Annotated in this window: 17 protein-coding genes and 1 pseudogene; 4 read left to right on the top strand and 14 right to left on the bottom strand. The window is 58.1% G+C overall.

The window, feature by feature from the left end; translation table 11 throughout:
* Positions 1-10 precede the first annotated feature (10 nt).
* The 3 genes from RDQ42_RS05110 to RDQ42_RS05100 all read right to left on the bottom strand — a co-directional run bounded on the left by RDQ42_RS05110 (position 11) and on the right by RDQ42_RS05100 (position 5079).
* A complete protein-coding gene (locus RDQ42_RS05110) occupies positions 11-1846 on the bottom strand; it encodes an ABC transporter ATP-binding protein (RefSeq protein WP_231358054.1) in 1836 nt (611 codons plus the stop codon).
* Positions 1833-3680, bottom strand: a complete 1848-nt coding sequence (locus RDQ42_RS05105) for an ABC transporter ATP-binding protein (RefSeq protein ID WP_231358053.1) — start codon at positions 3678-3680, stop codon at positions 1833-1835. Before RDQ42_RS05105 ends, RDQ42_RS05110 begins: the two co-directional genes overlap by 14 nt.
* A 433-nt stretch (positions 3681-4113) precedes the next feature.
* The gene (locus RDQ42_RS05100; RefSeq protein ID WP_071427888.1) at positions 4114-5079 is read right to left on the bottom strand and encodes a D-2-hydroxyacid dehydrogenase; all 966 of its coding nucleotides are present in this window, start codon (positions 5077-5079) and stop codon (positions 4114-4116) included.
* Positions 5080-5276: 197 nt separating this feature from the next.
* Between RDQ42_RS05100 and RDQ42_RS05095 the strand changes: the two genes are divergently transcribed.
* From RDQ42_RS05095 to RDQ42_RS05085, 3 genes are all read left to right on the top strand, one after another.
* Positions 5277-5624 carry a RidA family protein gene (locus RDQ42_RS05095; RefSeq protein WP_054331481.1) on the top strand — a complete coding sequence of 116 codons (348 nt, stop codon included), beginning with the start codon at positions 5277-5279 and terminating at the stop codon, positions 5622-5624.
* A 315-nt stretch (positions 5625-5939) separates the two neighbouring features.
* A complete protein-coding gene (locus RDQ42_RS05090) occupies positions 5940-7268 on the top strand; it encodes a DUF1576 domain-containing protein (protein ID WP_195254312.1) in 1329 nt (442 codons plus the stop codon).
* A gap of 81 nt (positions 7269-7349) precedes the next feature.
* Positions 7350-8084: a class I SAM-dependent methyltransferase gene (locus tag RDQ42_RS05085; protein WP_308588416.1), complete on the top strand. Its 735-nt coding sequence runs from the start codon at positions 7350-7352 to the stop codon at positions 8082-8084.
* Positions 8085-8172: 88 nt separating this feature from the next.
* Here RDQ42_RS05085 and RDQ42_RS05080 read toward each other — a convergent pair whose 3' ends face one another.
* The 4 genes and pseudogenes from RDQ42_RS05080 to RDQ42_RS05065 form a co-directional block, all read right to left on the bottom strand.
* Positions 8173-9840 carry a bifunctional UDP-sugar hydrolase/5'-nucleotidase gene (locus RDQ42_RS05080; protein ID WP_308588415.1) on the bottom strand — a complete coding sequence of 556 codons (1668 nt, stop codon included), beginning with the start codon at positions 9838-9840 and terminating at the stop codon, positions 8173-8175.
* A 174-nt stretch (positions 9841-10014) separates the two neighbouring features.
* Positions 10015-10170 carry a FeoB-associated Cys-rich membrane protein gene (locus tag RDQ42_RS05075; RefSeq protein ID WP_082398573.1) on the bottom strand — a complete coding sequence of 52 codons (156 nt, stop codon included), beginning with the start codon at positions 10168-10170 and terminating at the stop codon, positions 10015-10017.
* A 15-nt stretch (positions 10171-10185) separates the two neighbouring features.
* Positions 10186-12198 (bottom strand): ferrous iron transport protein B, encoded by a 2013-nt coding sequence (feoB, locus tag RDQ42_RS05070; protein ID WP_308588413.1) that lies wholly within the window; start codon positions 12196-12198, stop codon positions 10186-10188.
* A gap of 89 nt (positions 12199-12287) precedes the next feature.
* A pseudogene (locus tag RDQ42_RS05065) lies at positions 12288-12527 on the bottom strand (ferrous iron transport protein A); the annotation flags it as partial.
* Between the two features lie 425 nt (positions 12528-12952).
* Here RDQ42_RS05065 and RDQ42_RS05060 point away from each other — a divergent pair.
* Positions 12953-13348, top strand: coding sequence for a metal-dependent transcriptional regulator (locus RDQ42_RS05060; protein WP_054331475.1), 396 nt, complete (start codon positions 12953-12955; stop codon positions 13346-13348).
* Between the two features lie 104 nt (positions 13349-13452).
* On the opposite strand, the gene RDQ42_RS05055 is transcribed toward RDQ42_RS05060, so the two are convergent.
* The 7 genes from RDQ42_RS05055 to RDQ42_RS05025 form a co-directional block, all read right to left on the bottom strand.
* Positions 13453-14679 carry a M20 family metallo-hydrolase gene (locus RDQ42_RS05055; protein WP_231358049.1) on the bottom strand — a complete coding sequence of 409 codons (1227 nt, stop codon included), beginning with the start codon at positions 14677-14679 and terminating at the stop codon, positions 13453-13455.
* Between the two features lie 105 nt (positions 14680-14784).
* Positions 14785-16128 (bottom strand): M20/M25/M40 family metallo-hydrolase, encoded by a 1344-nt coding sequence (locus tag RDQ42_RS05050; protein WP_071427880.1) that lies wholly within the window; start codon positions 16126-16128, stop codon positions 14785-14787.
* Between the two features lie 48 nt (positions 16129-16176).
* Positions 16177-17403 (bottom strand): peptidase T, encoded by a 1227-nt coding sequence (gene pepT / locus RDQ42_RS05045; protein ID WP_054331469.1) that lies wholly within the window; start codon positions 17401-17403, stop codon positions 16177-16179.
* A 179-nt stretch (positions 17404-17582) separates the two neighbouring features.
* The gene (locus tag RDQ42_RS05040; protein ID WP_054331468.1) at positions 17583-18089 is read right to left on the bottom strand and encodes a PaaI family thioesterase; all 507 of its coding nucleotides are present in this window, start codon (positions 18087-18089) and stop codon (positions 17583-17585) included.
* Positions 18086-19018 carry a radical SAM protein gene (locus tag RDQ42_RS05035; protein ID WP_231358048.1) on the bottom strand — a complete coding sequence of 311 codons (933 nt, stop codon included), beginning with the start codon at positions 19016-19018 and terminating at the stop codon, positions 18086-18088. Before RDQ42_RS05035 ends, RDQ42_RS05040 begins: the two co-directional genes overlap by 4 nt.
* Entirely contained in the window at positions 19019-19477 is a 459-nt protein-coding gene (locus RDQ42_RS05030) for a hypothetical protein (protein ID WP_231358047.1), read from the bottom strand.
* A gap of 134 nt (positions 19478-19611) precedes the next feature.
* Positions 19612-20724, bottom strand: coding sequence for an alanine racemase (locus RDQ42_RS05025; RefSeq protein WP_054331466.1), 1113 nt, complete (start codon positions 20722-20724; stop codon positions 19612-19614).
* Positions 20725-20743: the final 19 nt, after the last annotated feature.

Below are 20743 nucleotides of genomic sequence, written 5' to 3'. Positions count from 1 at the left end.
TCTTTCCTGGTTAAGGGCGGTTGTCCAAGGTGCGCATGGCGGCTTCTTCCTCGAACTGTTTGCTGTAAAGGGTGAAGTAATACCCCCGCTGGCCCATCAATTGGGCATGGGTGCCCTGTTCTATTATTTTACCATCTTTTACCACCAAGATCAAATCCGCCTGCCGGATGGTGGAGAGCCGGTGGGCGATGACAAAGGATGTCCGCCCTTGGAGCAGGTGGGCGATGGCGTTTTGGATGAGTTGCTCGGTCTGGGTGTCGATGGAGCTGGTGGCCTCGTCCAGCACAAAGATGCGGGGGTCGGCCAGCACCGCCCGGGCAAAGGAGATCAGCTGCTTTTCCCCGGTGGAGAGGCGGTCGCCGCTCTCCCCCACGTCGCTGTCATAGCCCTGTTCCAGCTTATCAACCACCAGGTCAGCGGAGACGCTTTTCGCGGCGGAGATGACCTCCTCGTCGGTGGCCTCCAACCGGCCATAGCGGATGTTTTCCATGACGCTGCCGGAAAAGAGGTGGGGGCTTTGGAGCACATAGCCGATGTTGGAGTGGAGCCAAAGCTGGCTGCGCTCCCGGTAATCCCGCCCGTCGATGAGGATCTGGCCCTCAGTGGGTTCAAAGAACCGGCAGGCCAGGTTGACCAAGGTGGATTTGCCCGCGCCTGTCTCCCCCACAATGGCCACATTGGTGCCCGCAGGGATTTTCAGGTTGAAGTGCTCCAGCACATTCTCCTGGCCGTCGGGATAGCGGAAGGAGACATCCCGGAACTCGATATCCCCACGGATCTCCTCCCAATTCTCCTGTTTGGGCTCCATGAAGTCACCGTACTTCTCCACCACTTCCGGGGAGTCGACGATGTCCGGCTCCCGGTCCAGCAGGTCGGTGACCCGCTCGATGTTGGCCTGGAGGGAGATCACGTCGGCAAAGTTGCGGGCCAGCTGCTGGATGGGCTCAAAGATGCCCACCGCATAGGTGGTAAAGGCGGAGAGGGTGCCAAGGGCCATGGCATCCTCCATGACCAAGTACCCGCCCTTGACCAGCACCAGGGCGGTGACCACGGCGCTGAAAAACACGATGGTGGAGATGTACACACCGGAGAGCCGGGCGTTTTTGATGGTGAAACCGTACATCTCATCGGTGATGCGGGAGAACCCATCAAAGTTCTGGTCCTCAATCACCAGGGTCTTAGAGGTTTTTGCCCCCACAATCCCCTCGTTAAAGGCACCGGTGATGTGGCTGTTGATCTGCCGGATCTTCCGGTTATAGGAGAGCATCCGGCTTTGGAAATACCAGGTCAAGAGGGCGATAAAGGGCACCACCGTGCTGACCACCAGGGCCAGCTTGGCGTCCAGGGCGAACATCGCCCCCAGCACCCCCACCACATAGGCCAGCGCCCACAGGATGTCGATCATCCCCCAGGCGATCATGCCGGAAATGCGGTTGGTATCGCTCATCACCCGGGAGAGGAGGTAGCCCACCGGAGTGACGTTGTAGTAGGAGAAGGACAAGGTTTGCAGATGGGTGAACACCGCCCGCTTCAGGTCCTTGTTGACGTTCATCTCCACATACATGGACTGATAGGAAAAGAAGATGACCCCAATGGTTTGGGCCGCGATGACCCCCAGATATGCCAGGGCGAAGCCGCCCAGCCCCTCCAAGGTGTTCTGCTGGATAAAAGTGTTGACCGCATACCGCTGGAAGAGGGGGAGGACGATGTCGATCAGAGCGGAGAAGAGGATCAGCCTGATGACCAGCATGAAATTTTTGCGGTAGGGCCTCACGAACTGGAACATCCGCTTCCAGGCAAAGAGATTCAGCTTTTGGTGAAATTCCTGTTCCTCATAGGCTGCCAACGTCCTCACCTCCTTCGGTCAGGATGCGGTCATCCTGGTTCATCTGGATGTCGTAAATGGATTTATAGATGCCGTCCCGCCGCAAAAGCTCCTGGTGGGAACCCATCTCGGCAATGGCCCCATCCTTGAGGACCAAAATACAGTCGGCCTGCATCAAAGTGGTGATCCGGTGGGAAATCAAAATGGTGGTGGCGCCCCCTACCCTCTCTTTGAGGGCGGCCCGGATTTTGGAGTCGGTCTCCGAATCCACCGCCGAAAGGGAGTCGTCAAACACCATGATAGGGGCGTTCTGCATCAGCATCCGGGCGATGGCCACCCGCTGCTTCTGCCCGCCGGAGAGGGTCACCCCCCGCTCCCCCACGATGGTGTCATACTCTAAGGGGAATTCGGTGATCGCCTCATCCACACAGGCGATGGCGGCGGCGGCCCGGATCTCCTCCAGCGAGGCGTCCGGTTTCACCGCCGCAATATTTTCCTCAATGGTGCGGGAGAAAAGGAACGGCTCCTGGAGAACCATCCCCACATTTTTGCGCACCCAGCTGCGCCGGATATTCCGCAGATCGGTGTCCCCCACCCGGATGGAGCCGCAGCCCTGGGGCAGGTCATACAACCGGTTCAAAAGGTGCATCAAGGTGGATTTGCCCGACCCGGTCCCCCCCAGGATGGCAAATGTTGTCCCCGCCGGGATGGTGAAGCTGACGTCATTGAGCACTGGCTGGAGCCCTTCATAGCCAAAGGTCACATGGTCAAAGGTGATGTCCCGGTCCATGGGGGGCTCCCCGGCGCCGGGGGCGTCCTCCTCCTCTTTGGCGTTTAAGATGTAGTTCAGCCGCTCCACCGATACGCCGGCCTTGCTCATCTCGGAAAAGATGCGGCCCAAGCTGCGGATGGGCCAGGTGAGGGTGGCGTTGTAGGAGACAAAGGCCAAAAATTCCCCCAAAGTGATGGCGCCGTGGACTGTCTCCATCGCCCCCAAAATGACAATGCAGGCGATTTGCAGCCCGGTGAACAGGTCGCCGAAACCCCAGTAGGTGCCCATGGTGTAGCCCATGCTGATCCACAGGCCGGAAAACTTCTTGTTCTTCTCATCGAACCGGGCAAGTTCATGCCGCTCCCGGCCAAAGGCCCGCACCACCCGCACGCCGGTCAGGTTCTCCTGAACCACAGTGGCCAGCTCCCCCTCCGCCGCGTCGGTGACCCGAAACTTCTTGGCGATTTTGGAGTAATAGATCCCGGTGTAGGCCATGGTGATGGGGATGAAGGCCAGCGCAACCAGGGAGAGCTTGACGTTCATCGAGAACATGATGCAGAGGGCAAAGACGATCAAAAAGCTGGTGCGGAACACCTCCAGCACCTGGTTCGAAAGGAACCGGCTCACCGATTCCACGTCGGAGGTGCACCGCTGGATGATGTCGCCGGTCTGGTGGCTCACATGCCAGGAGAAGGGCAGCTTCTGAATGTGTTCATATAAGGTGTTGCGCAGGCGGCGGACAAAGCCCTCCGACCCCAAGGCGATCCCCACCCGGCTCCCGTAGTTGAAAAGGGCGGAAAACACCGCAATTCCCACTAAAAGAAGGCCCAACAGGTACAGGTGGCCTCGCAGCATCTCCCGGCCGCCTAGCCGTTCCAATGCCGGCAAAAAGGCCGCCGGTAGGCCGAAGGGCAGGTCCCCCAACACCGAGTCCACGGTGATTTTAATCACCTGGGGGGTGAGAGAGCTGAGAACCGTAGCCATGGTGGAGCAGAACAGGGCCAGTGCAAAATAGCCCCGGGACCCCCTCGAAAAACGGGAGAGCAACCCCCAAAGCTCCCGCGTCCCCTTTTGTTGTTCCAAACCGGATACCCTCCTTTTGGGCGTGTCTTTCCCCCGCCCGAACCAATTGATTGTATTCTATGTTAACAATACCATACCCAGGGGGACAGTGCAAGGCATATTCCTCCAATATATACTTGTTTTGTATATTTAATCCAAAAAACTTCTGCCAACCGCCGGGAAGTTCTCCGCCCAATTGGATGGATTCCCAGCGCCAGCCGGCTGCCTTTGTCCACAAAACAGGGGAAAGCCCCTCGATATCCCCCGGTGGATCACATGGGCCCCTTCTCCAAGGTTGTGCGCCCGTCGGAGCACAACCTAAATTTTGGCAGCGACTGCTGCCAGGCTGATGGCCATAATCAGGTTTATCTCATCCCCGTCGGGGGAAAGTCGAAGCTTCGCAGAAACGCAGAAACGCGGCTGGCAATGCCATCCGCGTTTCGATGTGCCTTAATTATTTGACCACCCTGTAGCCGGTAGAGAAATCCACAATGTTCTCCATAGCCTCTTCTTTCTGGTAATGGGAGAGATTGCGCAAGGCGATATTCACAATCCGTTCGTAGGTCTCCTGCAAATGGAACCCGCCGGAGGAGTGGGGGGTGATCTCCAGGTTGGGCAGCTCCCACAGGGGGCTTTCCGCGGGCAGAGGTTCCGGCTCGGTGACATCCAGCCCAACTCCCCACAGGTGGCCGCCCTGCATCACCTCATACAGTGCTGCCGGGTCGATGGCGTTGCCCCGACCCACATTGACCAGGATAGCGTCCTTCTTCATCAGCAGCAGCCGTTCTTTGTTCATCACATGGCAGGTGGCGTCCGTTCCAGGGAGGACCATGGCCACCACATCTGCCCGGGGCAGCAGTTCTTCCAAGCTGTCCATCTGGTAGAGCTCATCCAGGTAATCCGGCTTCTGGGCCTTGGTGCGGCGCACCCCAATGGTGTAGGCACCCAGGGCCTTTACCTTGCGGGCATACTCCCCCCCGATATCCCCCAGACCGAGGATCAGCACGGTGGAGCCGTACACCGATTTCACCGGGCCGGCATCTTTCCACAGCTTCCCGGCTTGGTGGTCCCGGTAGGTGGGCAGATGCTTCATCAAGCTCAGGGTCAAGGCCAGCATGTGCTCCGAGATGGTCAGGCCGTAGGCCCCGGTGGCATTGGTCAGGATGGTGCCCTCCGGCAGGGCGCCGGTGGTGTATCCGTCGGTGCCAGCGCTGTTGAGCTGGACCCATTTTAGATTGGGGGAACCGGTCAGCAGGGCGGGGGCGACATTGCCGATGACCACCTCCGCCTTCTGAGCATCTTCTTTGGTGACCTCTTTGGCGGGGATGTACTGGAAGGATGCTCCAGGGGCGGCAGCTTCCAATTTGGCGCGGTGGGCTTCATCCGCGGGGATTGCGACCAAAACATTTTGAATCTTCATGGAAACAATCATCCTTTCTGGCGGCGGAGGGGGAACTGGCTCCGCCTGTTTCTTTCATTCTATCGGCAATTCTCCAGGCTGTCAATGCGGGATTTTCCCCTTGGCGGCTCAGGCCCCTCTCCCCTTGCCAACCTCCCCCATTTTTAGTACAATAGAAATAAATAAACCGCATTTTAAAAGAAAAGGAGAACCGTGTTATGGAAATCAAACGCTACGAAGGCAACGGCCGGATGAGCAAAGCCGTCGTCCATGGAGACACCCTGTATCTCTGTGGCCAAACCGCCCGGGAGGGGGGCGATGTCAAAGACCAGACCCGCATTGTGCTGGAAAAAATCGAGGCCCTGTTGGGTGCATATGGTTCCGACAAGCGCCATCTGCTGACCGCCACCATCTACTTGAAGGATATGAAAGACTTCGCCGCTATGAACGAAGTTTGGGATGGATGGATTGAGGACGGCTTTGAACCCGCCCGCGCCTGCGTAGAGGCATCTCTGGCATCCGAGAGCCTGGCAGTGGAAATTGTGGTCACCGCAGCACTGAAATAGGATCTCCTTTTAAAAAAGCCGGCTGCGGTGCAGCCGGCTTTTTTCGCCCTTCCCAGGTGGCAGGAGGATGGGATATCCTTTTTTTCCCTCCACAAAACCTTCAAAATTATGCATGTTTATATTGTGTGCCATGCAGTTTTCATATACAATAATACTAGCGTCTTTCTCCGGTAGCCCTGCAAATCGGCACACCGGCGGAGAAGGGGCTATCTCTGTGCTTTCCTTCGCACTGCTGGGTTCAGCGCTTTCCCACGGAGATTTGCATGACAGCCCCAACGCTTCACTTTAATTCCAATCGGAAAGGCGGAAACAACCTTGAGCAAACTCAACGACCGCGTACACTCCTACATGAAGCAGAACCGGGAGCAGTTCACCGCCCGGGTGGTGCTGCTGTTTGGCCTGTCCCTAATCCTTTTTGGATTTTGCATGGATACCCCAGAGAACATCTACCACGGCTTTATCACCATCATGGTCTCCCCCTGCGGCCTGATCACCGACTACATCGCCTTGGCGGGCATCGGGGCCGCCTTCCTAAACGCGGGCCTTGTCACCATCACCGCCATGCTGATGGCCACCTACTTCAAAGCGCCCTACACCGGCATGCTCATCGCCAGCATCTTCATGTCCGGCGGGTTTGCCCTATTCGGGAAAAACATCCTCAACATCTGGCCCATCTATCTGGGGGTATTCCTCTATTCCCGCTACAAGGGGGAACCCTTTGGCAAACATTTGCACCTGGCCTTTTTCGGCACTGCTCTGGGGCCCCTGGTCTCGGAAGTCGCCATGATCTTCTCCGATTACCACCCCATTATCCGGATTTTGGCCGCTGCGGTGGTGGGGACCGCCTGCGGGTTTATCCTGCCCCCAGTCTCCACCCATACCTACAAATTTCACAAGGGGTATAACCTGTTCAACGCCGGCTTTGCCACCGGGCTGATCGCCACGGTTTTCGTCTCTATCATGCGCTCCTTCGGTTACACCCCCATCAAGATGTTCTATTGGAGCACCGAGTACACCAATTTGCTGGCCGCCTATCTGATCGCCCTATTTGTGATTTTGATTGTGGTCGGGTTCTGGCTGGACCGCTGCGCCATTAAGGACCTGAAGTACATCACCCGCCACAGCGGCCAGGGAGCCGATTATATCGGAACCCTGGGGTTCCCAGGCACCATGATCAACATGGGACTCATCGGCCTGTTTTTCACCTTTTACCTCTTGGCCATCGGCGGGGCGATCAACGGGCCCACCGCCGGGTGCATCCTTTCCATCGCCGGATTCGGAGCCGCCGGCGTCAACCTGCGCAACACCTTGTTTATCGTTTTAGGGGTCATCTTCGGTTCCTTTGTCAAGGTGTGGAACCTGACCGACCCCGCTGTGCAGCTCAGTGTGCTGCTCTGCACCGGCCTTGCCCCTTTGGCTGGCAAATACGGCCTGTTCTACGGGATGCTCTCCGGGTTTATCCACTCGTCGGTGGTGCTCAATGTGGGGACTTTGTACAGCTCCCTCAACCTGTACAACAACGGGTTTTCCACTGGGTTGGTGGCGGCCTTCCTAGCGCCCCTGCTGCCGGAGCTGAAAGCCCCGCAGATCGACCAAACCTACATCCACTGCCCCATCCGCCCCAAGGGTGAAGAGTCCAAATAACACCCCTGGGGATGGCTTTCGCCATCCCCAGTTTTTAAAGATACCCGCCGCCATGCCCCTATAGAAAGGATGGAACCAACGATGAAAGAAAATAAATACGACGACGATGCGTTTTTTGCGGAATACTCCAAGATGAGCCGCTCGGTGGACGGACTTGCCGGCGCCGGGGAATGGCACGCATTCCGCAAGCTGATGCCCGACTTTTCCGGCAAACGGGTGTTGGACCTGGGCTGCGGCTTCGGCTGGCACTGCGCCTACGCTCTGGAGCATGGTGCGCAGTCGGTGGTGGGGGTGGACCTCTCCCACAAGATGCTGTCCCGGGCCAAGGGGATGGTCCGTTCCCCCAAGGTCCAGTTCATCCAGACCTCCATAGAGGACTACCCCTACCCCAAAGAAGCGTTCGATGTGGTGGTCAGCTCCCTGGCCCTCCACTATGTCTCCGATTTTGCGGATATCTGCCGCAAGGTCTACGACACCCTGGCCCCCGGCGGGGAGTTTGTCTTCTCGGTGGAGCACCCCATCTTCACCGCCTATGGCACCCAGGATTGGTACCGGGATGGGGCGGGGAACATCCTCCACTGGCCGGTGGACGGCTACTTCACTGAGGGCCTGCGCCATGCGGTGTTCCTAGGCCAGGATGTGGTTAAGTACCACAAGACCTCGACCACCTACCTGAGCAGCCTGCTCAAAACCGGGTTTTCTCTCACCGCCGTGGTGGAGCCGGAGCCCGACCCCACCATGCTGGAATTGCCCGGCATGAAGGATGAACTGCGCCGCCCCATGATGCTGCTGGTCTCGGCCAAAAAACCGGAATAATGCTCCCCCTCCACCTGGGGAACAACACAAATCCCCAAAAAAGAAAAGGACGGCTTAAAGCCGTCCTTTTTTGATGCTGTCGTTGTTTTTATGCCGCCCATCTGCCGGTGGAGGGGTTGTTTTTGTCGCTGTCATCCGGTACAAAGGGGGTGGAAGGGGCGGTGGCTGCCGTGCCGGAACCGAGAGCCGGGTTCTTCGCCACATCGGTGAGGATCAGCCGCTCCTCCGCATCGATGGCTTTGATTCCCTCATCGCCGACCTTGGAGAGGTAGCGGATCAGGGCTTCATCCAAGGCGGAGAACTCATTCTCAATGGGATAATTGCCCAGCATGGTGTACCCGTCGCCGCCGCTGGCCATAAAGTCGTTGGTGGCCAGAGTGTAAGTGGCGTTGGGGTCGATGGGCTTGCCATCCACCAGGATGGAAAGGACCTGACCTTTGGTCTTGGTGGTGCCGTCTTCAGCGGTGGTCTCCACCTTTTTGGCCTCAACGGTCATGCCGGCAAAGTGGGGGAACCCGCCTGCGCCGAAGTCCATGCCGAAGTTGAGGGCGTCGATGATATCCTGGCCTTTGACCTGCTTGGTGACGATGTAGTTGCCAAAGGGCAGTACATTGATGACATCGCCCTTGGTGATGTCGCCTTTTTCAATGGTGGCGCGGATGCCGCCGCCGTTGGTCAGGGCGATGTCTGCCCCGGTCTCCTCCAGCATAGCGGAGGTGATGAGGCGGCCCAGGTTGGTGTGGCCGCCTCGGTTGGTCTCCCGCTCGCCGTCCAGGGTGATGGGGGTCTTTCCGATAACCACATCGAGGATGCTCTTCTGGTTTTCGTCAATCCGATCCACAATGGCTTTGACCTTGCTGTCCTCGGGGAAGTTTTTCAGCTCTTTGGCAGAGTACAGTTTGGGCTCCACCGAGAGGACTTCCCCATCCTTGACCTTGATGGTGACCATACCCACATTCTCCAGGTAGTTGCCGGTGCTGGCGATGTAGGTATCCCCCACCTTGTAGTTGTCAAGCTCGGTGTGGCTGTGGCCATCGATGATCAAGTCGATGCCCTCCACCGCGTTTGCAATGTCGGTGGATTTGATGTCGCTGGTGGGGTCAACCCCCAGGTGGCACAGGGCGATGATGACGTCGCAGTCTCTCTCCTGCAATTCATCCACCATCTGCTGGGCGGTGGCAATCAGCGATTCCTTGTCGCCGAAGTCCAGGCCTGCCACATTTTTGGGGTTGGTTTTGTAGGCAGTCTCAGGGGTTGCCAGGCCGAACACACCAACCTTGACCCCGTCGATGTTCTTGATCAGATATTTGTCAAAGGCGTTCTTGCCGCCGATGGTCACGTTGGCGGCGAGGGGTTTGACCCCGGCTCGGTAGGAGAGGACATCCAGCCGCTCATAGCCGTAGTTGAAATCATGGTTGCCGGGGCTGATGGCGTCATATCCCACTGCCTTGAGAATTTTGGCGATGCTGTTGCCGTTCTCAATGGTGGCAAAGGGCATTCCATGGAAGGTGTCGCCAGCGTCCAGGATCAGTTTTCCGTCCGCTTCCTGGCTGTCGATAAAGGTCTTAAACCGGGCGAAGCCGATATTCGTCAATTCGCCGGTTTTGGAGTCCACCACTTCCTTGGCGCGGGAGTGGCTGTCGTTGGTGTGGAACACTTTGATGGTCGTGGTTTCGCCGGTCTGTGCAAAGGCCGCCGTGGATAGCATAGACAGCGCCAACGCCGCTGCCAATACCATCGATAGAATCCTACGCATTGTTCATCCTCCATTCGTCTCACAGGGTTTTGGAACGTTGCTTCCTTGCCTTAACTATATCACGTTGCAAGTGTGTTGACAACCAACTTCCTGGGGATTTTCCCAACTTTACCTGTATTTTACCTGGGCCCGGCCCCAAAAAAGGGAGGGCCAATGCCCTCCCTTCCCGGTTTGCTATTCTTTGTTTTCTGGATGGCAGGCCCCTGCGTGGGGGCAGCCGCTGCACCCGCCGCAGCACCCCCCGTTTTTCTTCTGCTTGCGCAGGTAAAGGAGGATTCCCGCAACCACCAAAGCCAGAACAACTAAGGTGATAAGATCTGCCTGGGTCATACCAAGTCTCCTTTCTTACACGATGAGGCGGCCGATTTGATAGATGGCCATGGCCACCAGGTAGGCCGCGCCGGTCTGGTAGGCCGCGGTGAGCACCGCCCCTTTCATCGAGCCGATCTCCCGGCGGGTGGCGGCAAAAGCGGCCACACAAGGCATGTATAGGATGGTAAAGGCCAGGAAGGAGATGGCGCTTAAAGGGGTAAAGATCGTTTGGAGGATGGCGCTCAGCTGGGCGTCGTTGGCCGCGCCGGTGAGGATGGTCAAGGTGCTGACCACCGATTCCTTGGCGGTAAAGCCGGTGATGAGAGCGGTGGAAGCCCGCCAGTCGTTGAAGCCCAGGGGGGCGAAAAGCGGCGCGATCAGCGAGCCGATGGAGGCCAGGATGCTATCGGCGCTGTCCGCCACCATGTTAAAGGACCAATCAAAACTCTGGAGGAACCAGATGGCCAGCGAAGCCATAAAGATGATGGTAAACGCTTTGCGCAGGAAGTCCTTGGCTTTCTCCCACATGTGGAGGAACACACTTTGGGCCGAGGGCATCCGGTAGGCTGGCAGCTCCATGACAAAGGGTACCGGATCGCCCTGGAAGATGGTGTTCTTCAAAAGCAGGCCGGAGAGGATGGCCACCACAATGCCGGTGACATACAGGGAGATCATCACCAGCGCCGCATGGTGGGGGAAGAAAGCGGCGGTGATCATCCCGTAGATGGGCAACTTGGCGCTGCAGGACATAAACGGGGTGAGGACGATGGTCATCTTCCGGTCTCGGTCGCTGGAAAGGGTCCGGGTGGCCATGATGGCCGGCACGCTGCACCCGAAGCCGATGAGCATGGGCACAAAGGAGCGGCCGGAGAGGCCGATCTTCCGCAGCAGCTTATCCATGACAAAGGCCACCCGTGCCATATAGCCGCTGTCCTCCAAAAGGGAGAGGAAGAAGAACAGGAGGACGATGATGGGCAGGAAGGAGAGGACGCTGCCCACCCCGGCGCAGACGCCGTCGATCAAGAGGGAGTGGAGCCAGGGGCTGACCCCCACATCCGTCAAGAAGGTGGAGAGGGCGGCCACGCCGGAGTCGATGGCGGCGCCCAGAAAGTCCTGCATCGGCGCGCCCAACACGCTGAAGGTCAGGTAGAACACCACCAGCATAATCCCCAAAAAGATGGGGATGCCAAAGTATTTGTGGGTCAAAATCCGGTCGATCTTCTCCGACCGAACCTGTTCCAGGGTCTCCTGGTGCTTAAAGACACATTCGGCGCACACCCCTTCAATGTAGGTGTAGCGCATGTCGGCAAGGGCGGCCTCCCGGTCGGTTTCCAGCTCGCTCTCCATCTCCTGGACAATGTGGTCAATGATATGGACCTCATTTTCCGAAATCTGCAAAGCGTCGATCATGGGCTGGTCCCCTTCCACCAATTTGGTGGCGGCAAACCGCACCGGATACCCAGCCCGCTCGGCGTGGTCTTCCACAATGTGGGCGATGGAGTGGATGGCCCGATGCACTGGCCCGGTGCAAAAGTCCAGCTTTTGAGGCTTTTCCTGCTTTTCCACCATCTCCACCACCTGTTTGAGCAGTTCGCTGATGCCCTCGCCCTTGCTGGCTGAGATGGGCACAACCGGAACCCCCAGGTGCTGGGAGAGGCATTTTACATCAATGTGGTTGCCGCTGGCCCGCACCTCATCCATCATGTTGAGGGCAATGACCATGGGGATTCCCAGTTCCATCAGCTGGAGGGAAAGATACAAGTTCCGCTCAATATTGGTGGCATCCACAATGTTGATAATTCCCTGGGGATGCTCCTTCAGGACAAAATCCCGGGTGACAATCTCCTCCGATGTATAGGGCGAAAGGGAGTAAATGCCGGGCAGGTCCACCAGGGAGATGTCCTTGTGGTGGAGGATCTGCCCCTCTTTTTTCTCCACCGTTACGCCGGGGAAGTTGCCCACGTGCTGGTTGCTGCCGGTCAAGGCATTAAACAGGGTGGTCTTGCCGCAGTTCTGGTTGCCTGCAAGGGCTAATGTCGATTTCATGCTTTCTGTTCCTCCCCTTGTTTCTGGGCGGAGGGACAGCCGCAGCCCTCATGATGGTGGTAGGAACCATGGCAGTGGCCGTGTTGGGGTTTCTGGGTCTCGGTGTCGGAGATGAGGGTGATCTTGGCCGCATCCTCCCCCCGTAGGGTCAAAACATAACCCCGCAGGTACAGTTCAATGGGGTCGCCCATGGGGGCCACCTTGCGGACTTCCACCCGGGTCTTGGGGGTTAGCCCCATATCCAGAAGACGCCGCCGCAGGGCCCCTTCTCCTCCAATTGATGCGATTACGCCGCCGTGGCCAGGTCTTACGCGATCCAACGTCGTCATACGCTTCACTCCTTTTCAAAATATTTCCTATCGCTAACATTTTGAGAACAAAAACCTTTGTCCCTTTTTTGCCCCCGCCCCAGGATAAAACACTGCAGGGCCTCCCCTATTTCATTCCCAAAAGGGAGCCTATAAGTTAGCTTATGCTTACATTCTATGCTTCCAATGGGAACTTGTCAATAGAAATCGACACTTTATTTTCCAAAGAATTTCCACAGCGGCAAAAGCTTTTCTCAAGGCCCCGCCTGGCACGATAGCCCCCTTTTTCCGGGCGATATGCCTAAAGAAGCCACCTGCACTTTGCAAACGGCTCAAATTGTAGTATACTTAAAATGTAGAGTATCTCCGGCCTGCCGCCGGGGCAAAGGGCATGGGGCCTCTTGGTTCTGGGATGCCCTATCCTTCCAACCAAGAGGAGGCTGTTTATGAGCAAACTCACCCCATCCAAACAGGATTATCTGGAGGCGATCCTCGACCTTTCGGTCCAGGGTGCACCGGTGCGCTCCATCGACGTGGCCAACGCCCTGGGCTTTTCCCGGGCCAGCGTCAGCCGGGCAATCGGCCTCCTCCGGGCGGACGGTTTCCTTCTCCAGCAGCCCTATGGGGGGATCACCCTCACCGACTTGGGCCGCCGGGAGGCCATAAAGGTTCGTCGCCGCCACGACCTGCTGAAATACTACCTGATCCACATTCTACTGGTGCCGGAGGAGATCGCCGAGGAGGATGCCTGCCGGATGGAGCATGTGGTCAGCTCCACCACTCTGGAACAGATCGAAGCCGCCGCCACCCAGCATATGAAGGAGTTTCACGGCGGCAGGTAGCCATGTGCTGTCCCCCGGTTTATCCTGTTTCCTCCGTGTTTCCTTCCCTATTTTAGCAACCAAAAAAGGCTTCCCCACATGGGGAAGCCTTTTTGACTTTGTTTTTACTGGGCATCCAAAATCCGGATGGCTTCGGCGATCAAGTCGGCGCCGTTGGCCAGATTCTTGGGGTCGGTGTACTCCCGGGGGCTGTGGGTGTAGCCCTCGTGGCTGGGGATGAAGATCATGCCAGTGGGCCAGATCTTGGCAAAGATCATGGTGTCGTGGCCTGCACCGGAGGGCAGGACTACGCTCTTAAGTCCCAGGTTTTTGGCGCCGGTGGTCAATGCATTCATGATGGCAGGCGTGTTGGGGGTCGGCGGGGTGTTGGAGAAGACCTCCTGTTCCACCTTGACCCGGTAATCCTTCTCCACCTGGGCGATCTTTTCCGCCAAATAGGCGTCCAGCTCATCGAAGTTCTTCTTGTCGCCACTGCGGAAGTCCACCGAGAACACCGCCCGAGAGGGGATAGCGTTGATCTCGCCGGGGTGGAAATCCATCTTGCCGCAGGTGACTGTCGCTTTGCCCACATAATTCTTGGCCACATGCTCTGACAGGTCGGAGACGATGCGGCAGGCAGCCAGGCCGGCGTCTTTCCGCTTGGCCATGGGGGTGGAGGGATGGGAGACCTCGCCGCGGACGGTGATGGTCTTCCAGTAGCAGCCGAAGATCCCGTCCACCACGCCCAGGTCGATGCCCTCGTCCTCCAGCAGGGTGCCCTGCTCCATGTGGAGCTCAATAAAGGCTTTGACCTTCTCTTTGCTGCGGTCCACCCCGTCCAGCTTGCCGGTCAGGCCATAGGAGAGCATCGCCTCCCGCAGGGTGGTGCCTTCGGTGTCTTTGACCAGATCCAGGTCGGCCTCTTTGAGGACGCCAGCGGCCAGTTTGCTTCCAGTCAGGTTGGGGAACCGGGCGCCTTCCTCCATGGGGATGGCCACCACTTCAAAGTCCCCTTTGAGGGGTTTGCCGCTCTCTTTGATCATCCGCGCCGCTTCCAGGGCACAGATGATACCCGCCTGGCCGTCGTAGAAGCCGGAGCAGCGGACGGTGTCCAGGTGGGAGCCGGAGATCAGCTTGGGGGCGTCCGGGTCGGTGCCGGGCAGCAGGCCCCACACCAAACCCGCTGCGTCCTCCCGGACGGTGAGTCCGGCCTCCTCCATCAGCTTTTTGATGTAGTCCGCGCCTTTGCGGTACTCAGGGGTGTAGCTGAGGCGGGTGGTGCCCTCCTCCCCTTGTTCCGAAATCAGGGATAGGGCCTTCAGCTGCGCTTCCATACGCTCTGCATTTGCCATGATTTTTTCCTCCTTTTAAACTTGGATCGTTATCAAGAAGACCGGCGCGTTACAGATAAAGTATACGCGCCGGCCAACTTTAGAACCGTATTGGAAAATCAGGCCTTATTGTGCAGAGCCATATGCTTTAAACAGCTCCACATAGAACTCCACATCATCTTCGAGAACGTCGATGTCTGTCCGCTCATTGACTTGATGGGCGCCTCCCGATTTGCTGTTAAAGCGCCGCATGCCAGTGAAGCGGTACACGCTGTGGGTGGGGCAGATATCGCTGAAATAGCGGGCATCGGTGCCGCCCAGCAGCAGGGAGGGCATCATGGTGATGCCGGGGTATTTTTTCTCCACGATGGAGTGGAGCAGCTTATACTCCTCACTTTCGATGGAGGAGACCTCCGGCATGTTGTGGCCCTTGAGCAGCTTGACCTCTACCCCTTCGGGGACGATGCTCTCATAGAATGCCTGCAGGCTCTCGATGGTGTCGCCGGTGAGCAGCCGGTTGTTGATCACCAGCCAGGAGCGCTCCGGCAGGATGTTGGCTTGGTCGCTGCCCTTCATCATGGTGACGGCGGTGGTGGTGCGGGTCATGGCGTTGTAGGTGCGGTTTTGGGCCAGGATGGACTTCAAAGCTTCCCAGTTTGCCTCGGGGTCTTTGAACAGCTGGGCCAGCTCCCCTTCCATAAAGGGCGCCATGGCTTTCATCTGGTCAATGGCCGGTTTGGTCAGCCGCTGAGGAAGAACGTTCTCCTCCAGGATGCAGGCGGTCTTGCCGATGATGCCCAAAGAGCTGTGCTCGCCGGGCTGAGAAGAGTGGCCGCCGGGGTCTTTCATTGAAAACTCAAAGTCGGCATAGCCTTTTTCCGCCGGATAAATCTGGGCGACATACTGGCCGCCCTGCTGGTCAATGCCGCCGCCCTCATCCAGCTCCAGGCCGATCTCAACGCCGCGGCTCTTGAGCAGATCCACCAGGATAGTCCCCGCAGCGCCGGGGCCGCCCATGATCTCCTCGTTGTAGCCAAAGCCCAGGTAAATGTCATAATCCGGCACAAAGCCGTCGGCGATCATCCCTTCCAAAGCTTCCATATAGGCCAGGATATTGCTCTTGCAGTCAGAGGACCCGCGGCCCCACACGCAGCCTTCGGCGATGACCCCTTCATAGGGCGGGTATTTCCACATGGAGTGGTCGCCTTCTGGCACGACATCCTGGTGGGCGGTCAGCATCAAAGGCAGTTTGCCGGACTTGCCGGTGCCTTTCCAGTGATAGAGCAGGCCCACTTTGCCAAAGACCTCTTTGGTCAGGGTCTTGTGTACCAGGGGGTAGGTCTCCTCCAAATACTTGTGGAGCCCCAGGAAAGTCTCCCAGTCGACCTTTTCCGGGTCGGCGTTGGAAACGGTGGGGAACCGGACCATCCCTTGCAGATGTTTGGCATACAACTCCTTGTCGTACCTCATGACAACTCCTCCTGTTAAATTTTATTACTCGGGGGCTTTCACACAGGACTATTTGCCCGCGTAAAGCTCCACGATCTTCAGGATGACCTGGGCGCCTTTTTCCATCGACTGCACCGGGATGTACTCATACCGGCCATGGGAGTTGTGCCCACCGGTGAACAGGTTGGGGCAGGGCAGACCCATATAGGAGAGCCGGGCGCCGTCGGTGCCGCCGCGGATGGGCTTGACGATGGGGGTGATGCCCAGGGATTCCATGGCTGCCTTGGCGTTGTCGATCAGCTCCATGCAGGGCTCGATCTTCTCCCTCATGTTGGAGTAGGAGTCCTTGAGGACCACCTCCACGGTGCCCTCGCCGTATTTGAAGTTAAGGTATTCGGCCGCCTTGACAAAGCGGGCCTTTTTCTCCTCCAATTTCTGGCGGTCGTGGTCGCGGATCATATAGATCATCTTGGTCTCTTCCACATTGCCGTTTAAGTTGTTCAAATGGCTGAATCCCTCATAAACCTCGGTGGATTCGGGGCGCTCGTGAACCGGCAGCATGGCGCTGAACTCCATGGCAACCAAAATGGAGTTGACCATGACATTTTTGGCGGAACCGGGGTGACTGTTGGTGCCGTGGATGGTGACAAAGCCGCTGCAGGCGTTGAAATTCTCAAAGCTCAGCTCCCCCAGGCCGCCGCCGTCCATGGTGTAGCCGAAGTCTGCGCCAAACTTCTTTACATCAAAGAAGTCCACGCCGCGGCCCACTTCCTCGTCGGGGGTAAAGGCGATTTTGATGTCGCCGTGTTTAAACTCAGGGTGTTCCAGCATGTATTCTGCCGCGTAAAGGATTTCGGTAATGCCGGCCTTGTCGTCAGCACCCAGCAGGGTGGTGCCGTCGGTGACAATCAGGTCCTGGCCCACATAGTTCAGCATATGGGGGAACTCGGCGGTGTGCATGACAATGCCCTTTTCCTCGTTGAGGACAATGTCCTTGCCGTCGTAATTTTTCACAATGCGGTATTTAATGTCATTGCCGGGCATGTCTTCCACCGTGTCCGCGTGGGCGATAAAGCCGATAGCGGGGACCTTTTTGTCCATGTTGGAGGGGATGGAACCGTAGACATAGCCGTACTCGTCGATGGAGACATCGCTGATGCCCATGGCTTTCATCTCTTCGGCCAGCAGCCGCAGCAGGTCTTTCTGTTTTTCGGTGGAGGGGAACTGGGTCTGGTTGGCCTTGGACTGGGTGTCGATGGCCACATAGGTCAAAAAGCGTTCGGTGATATCTTTCATCGGACAATTCCTCCTAGTTGTTGTTACTTTTTATGATACCGAATGCAGGCGCACATTACAAGCTGAGGAAAAGACAATCTTTTGGGGAATTCTTTGTGGACTTTTCTCGCCGCGCAAATAATCTCTTTCACCGGGGAGATCCCCACCTTTTCCGGCAGGCCCAGAGCGGGGATCCTCGCCTAAAAATCCACCTCGGTGGGATCGGTTTCCCGGGGGATGAGGAACATCTCCTCCTCCATCTCAAAATCCCCTTGGGCAATCTTGTCGATGGGCAGCTTCATATACCGGCCCTCTGCAGTGACCGCAACTGTGCCGTCGGGCAGGAGGATCTCCCCGCTGCCCTCAAAAATGCGGCGGTTGTTGGAGGTCACCCGGCCGATGGCCTTCAATTCCACCCCAAGGGGAACCGGCTTTTTATAGCGCAGCTTCAGCTCCACCGTCACCCCCCAGACCTCCGGCTCAAAGGCGGTGATCGCCCGGCCGATGGTCTCATCCAGCATGGCGGCACTTACCCCGCCGTGGGTGCGGCCGGGGTAGCTCTGGTGCTCCTCCCGGGGGGTGAATACCGCCATCAGCTCGTTGTTGTCCAGCTGGAAAAACTCAGCGTGAAGGCCGCTCCCGTTGTCGATGCCGCAGACAAAACAGCTGTGGCTGCTTTTCTGTTTTTCTACTACTGTGTGTTTCAACAATGGTCCCTCTTTTCTTCCGATGCCGGGGCAAATACCCCTTGCAGGGCAAACTCTGGGGTGTACTCCTCTTTGGCGGAACTGCGCTCCTGCATAAACCCTTGGGTGAGGCCCAGATCCATCATATACCCGGCGACTTTGTTGTATTCATAGGTGCTGACCCGCCGGCCCAGCTCCTGGAACTCCCGGCTGCGGTAAAAGGGGGTGTATTGGCTCATCAGGCTGATAAGCACCTCCCCCGGCCGGAAGGACCTCGCCACCCAATCCAGGACAGACATGGAATCCTTCATCCCACCGGGGAGGACCAGATGGCGGATGACCACCCCTTTTTGGAGCATGCCCTCTTTGTCAAAAACCGGCAGGCCCACCTGGCGGACCATCTCCCGGATGGCGGCGGCGGCCACGGGGAAATAATCCGCCGCGCCGCTGTAGCGAAGGGCCCGCTCCTGGTCTGCGTATTTCAGGTCGGGGAGGTAGACGTCCACCTTCCCCTCCAAAAGGCGCAGGGTATTCACCGATTCATACCCGCCGCTGTTGTACACCACCGGGATGGAGAGCTTATCCCCGCACAGGCGCAGGGCCTCTGCCACCCAAGGGGCGTAATGCCCGGCGCTGACTAAGTTGATGTTGTGGGCCCCCTGCCCCTGGAGCTCCAGGAAGATCTCCGCCAGCCGCTCCACCGGGATCTCGGCCCCATAGTTTTCACAGCTGATGGGGTAATTCTGGCAGAAACAGCATTGTAAAGGGCATCCGGAGAAAAACACCGTCCCTGAGCCTTTTTTCCCACTAATGCAGGGCTCCTCCCAGAAGTGGAGGGCGGCCCGGGCCAGCTTGACCTTCCCCCCGCCCCCGCAGAAGCCCTGGCCCCGGGTGCGGTCGGCGTGGCACTGCCTGGGGCAGAGGGTGCAATCGGTGATCACCGGTTCCATCTACATCCCCTCCGGTTTGGGCGGCGGCCAGCCCCCATTGGGAAAGAGGACCCGGCCCACCGTGTCCACACCGCGCTTCTCTTCCCGGCGGCGGGGCTTCACCTTGTCCGCCCCCTCCCCAAAGGCCAGGTTATACCCCAGGTAGGGGGCAAAGGCGCCAAACTCCCAGCAGACGTTGAGGCCCCGGCCCCGCAGGGCCCGGTACCCAGCCAGGACATCTTCAAATTTGGCGATGACCCACCAGCACACCCGGCTCTTCTCCGGCAGCTCCGGGTTTTCTTCAAAGTGGTACAAGCACCCCTGCTCGGTGATGATCCGCTCCACCTCGTCTTTGACAAGGGCAGCATCCTGGGGAGTGCAGGGGGGCGTAAAGGCAGCCCGCTTGCACTCGCCGGCCACGCACTCGCAAAAGGCGGTGGTCATCCCCAAAATAAACGACCCGCGGTCGATGGTCTGCACATTGGTTCATCCTTTCCCAAGTGGATTTGCCCTTATTATACCGCTTTTGGGAAGAAAAAGGAAGAAACTTCCCAAGCGGCACCTGCAAAAAGGGGAGGAGAGCACGGACGCTCCCCTCCCCTTTTTTATTCGATTTAACAGCCGGGCTTCCTGGAGTTGCCCCGGATGTCCACCGGGATCAGCTCCACCACCTCATCGCCCCGCACGCCGGTGAGATAGCCGGTCATATTGGCGCTGGAACAGGAGTGGTTGGGGATGATCCGCAGCCGGTCGCCAATGGCAACGGATTGGTCCCCATTCAAAGAAATTTTGCCTACCTCTTCCGAGAGGGACTCCACCACCAGGCTGGGGTGGCCGATCACCTTGCCATACCCCACAATGCTGGCGTTGCCGTGGGCGCCCTTGTCCAGGCCCAGGCATTTGCTGCCGCAGTCCACAATGATGTGGCCATCCTCCCGCTTAGCGATGACAGTGCATAGAACGGTGAGGGCGCACATTTCCTCTGTGGCGACCCCCAAGGCCATCTGGATGGCGTCATAGAACACATAATTGCCGGGGCGCATAGCAGTTACCAGGCTTGACCTGGATTCCAGCGCCATGGTGGGGGTGCTGCCGGTGGCTACGATCTCCAGGGGGATGCCAGCGGAGGTGATCCCATCGTAGGCAGTGCGCAGGGCGGCTTCCTCCTCCTCATACACCGGCCGGATTCCCTCGCCGCTGGCGCAGGCATATACATGGCCGGGATGGGTGCCGATGCCGCAGAGCCTGCTGTTGGGGAGCCGGGCAATCTTTGCCGCCAAGTCCGCCGCCCCCTCCGGGGGGACCCCCAGCCGGTGAAGGCCGCAGTCCACAATCAGCAGGAACTGGCAGGTGAGGCCTTCCTCTCCAAAGATGCGGTCATACTGCTGGGCACATTCCAGGGAATCCACCGAGCAGTACAGGTTCCCCTTGGCGGCCAAAGCGGCAATGCGGGCGATGTTTTCTTCCCCAAAATAGGGGTAGGCCAGCATGATGTTGCAAAGGCCGGCGGCGACCAGGCTTTCCGCCTCATCCACTGTGCCCACTAAAAATCCGCTGGCCCCTGCCTGGGCCTGTTTTTGGGCCAGGTAGGTGCTCTTGTGGGTTTTCACCATGGGCCAAAGCTGTTTGCCCCCCGCCTTGGCAAGGGCGCCCACCTCTTGGATGTTCTTGTCCAACTGATCCAAATCCAGCAGAAATGCCGGCGTGCGAAGCTGTGAAACCTTCATCTCAAAACACCTCTATCTT

The sequence above is a fragment of the uncultured Merdimmobilis sp. genome, from assembly GCF_902471145.1.
GTDB lineage: Bacteria > Bacillota > Clostridia > Oscillospirales > Ruminococcaceae > Merdimmobilis > Merdimmobilis hominis.
Note: the sequence above shows the minus strand (reverse complement) of the source record. Positions and strands in the feature narration are given on the sequence as shown.

Excerpts from the sequence above, each read along its gene's own strand:
- RDQ42_RS05100 (WP_071427888.1), bottom strand. The coding sequence starts at position 5,079 with ATGAAGATTCAAAATGTTTTGGTCGCAATCCCCGCGGATGAAGCCCAC.
- RDQ42_RS05095 (WP_054331481.1), top strand. The coding sequence starts at position 5,277 with ATGGAAATCAAACGCTACGAAGGCAACGGCCGGATGAGCAAAGCCGTC.
- RDQ42_RS05085 (WP_308588416.1), top strand. The coding sequence starts at position 7,350 with ATGAAAGAAAATAAATACGACGACGATGCGTTTTTTGCGGAATACTCC.
- RDQ42_RS05080 (WP_308588415.1), bottom strand. The coding sequence starts at position 9,840 with ATGCGTAGGATTCTATCGATGGTATTGGCAGCGGCGTTGGCGCTGTCT.
- RDQ42_RS05075 (WP_082398573.1), bottom strand. The coding sequence starts at position 10,170 with ATGACCCAGGCAGATCTTATCACCTTAGTTGTTCTGGCTTTGGTGGTT.
- feoB (WP_308588413.1), bottom strand. The coding sequence starts at position 12,198 with ATGAAATCGACATTAGCCCTTGCAGGCAACCAGAACTGCGGCAAGACC.
- RDQ42_RS05060 (WP_054331475.1), top strand. The coding sequence starts at position 12,953 with ATGAGCAAACTCACCCCATCCAAACAGGATTATCTGGAGGCGATCCTC.
- RDQ42_RS05055 (WP_231358049.1), bottom strand. The coding sequence starts at position 14,679 with ATGGCAAATGCAGAGCGTATGGAAGCGCAGCTGAAGGCCCTATCCCTG.
- RDQ42_RS05050 (WP_071427880.1), bottom strand. The coding sequence starts at position 16,128 with ATGAGGTACGACAAGGAGTTGTATGCCAAACATCTGCAAGGGATGGTC.
- pepT (WP_054331469.1), bottom strand. The coding sequence starts at position 17,403 with ATGAAAGATATCACCGAACGCTTTTTGACCTATGTGGCCATCGACACC.
- RDQ42_RS05035 (WP_231358048.1), bottom strand. The coding sequence starts at position 19,018 with ATGGAACCGGTGATCACCGATTGCACCCTCTGCCCCAGGCAGTGCCAC.
- RDQ42_RS05025 (WP_054331466.1), bottom strand. The coding sequence starts at position 20,724 with ATGAAGGTTTCACAGCTTCGCACGCCGGCATTTCTGCTGGATTTGGAT.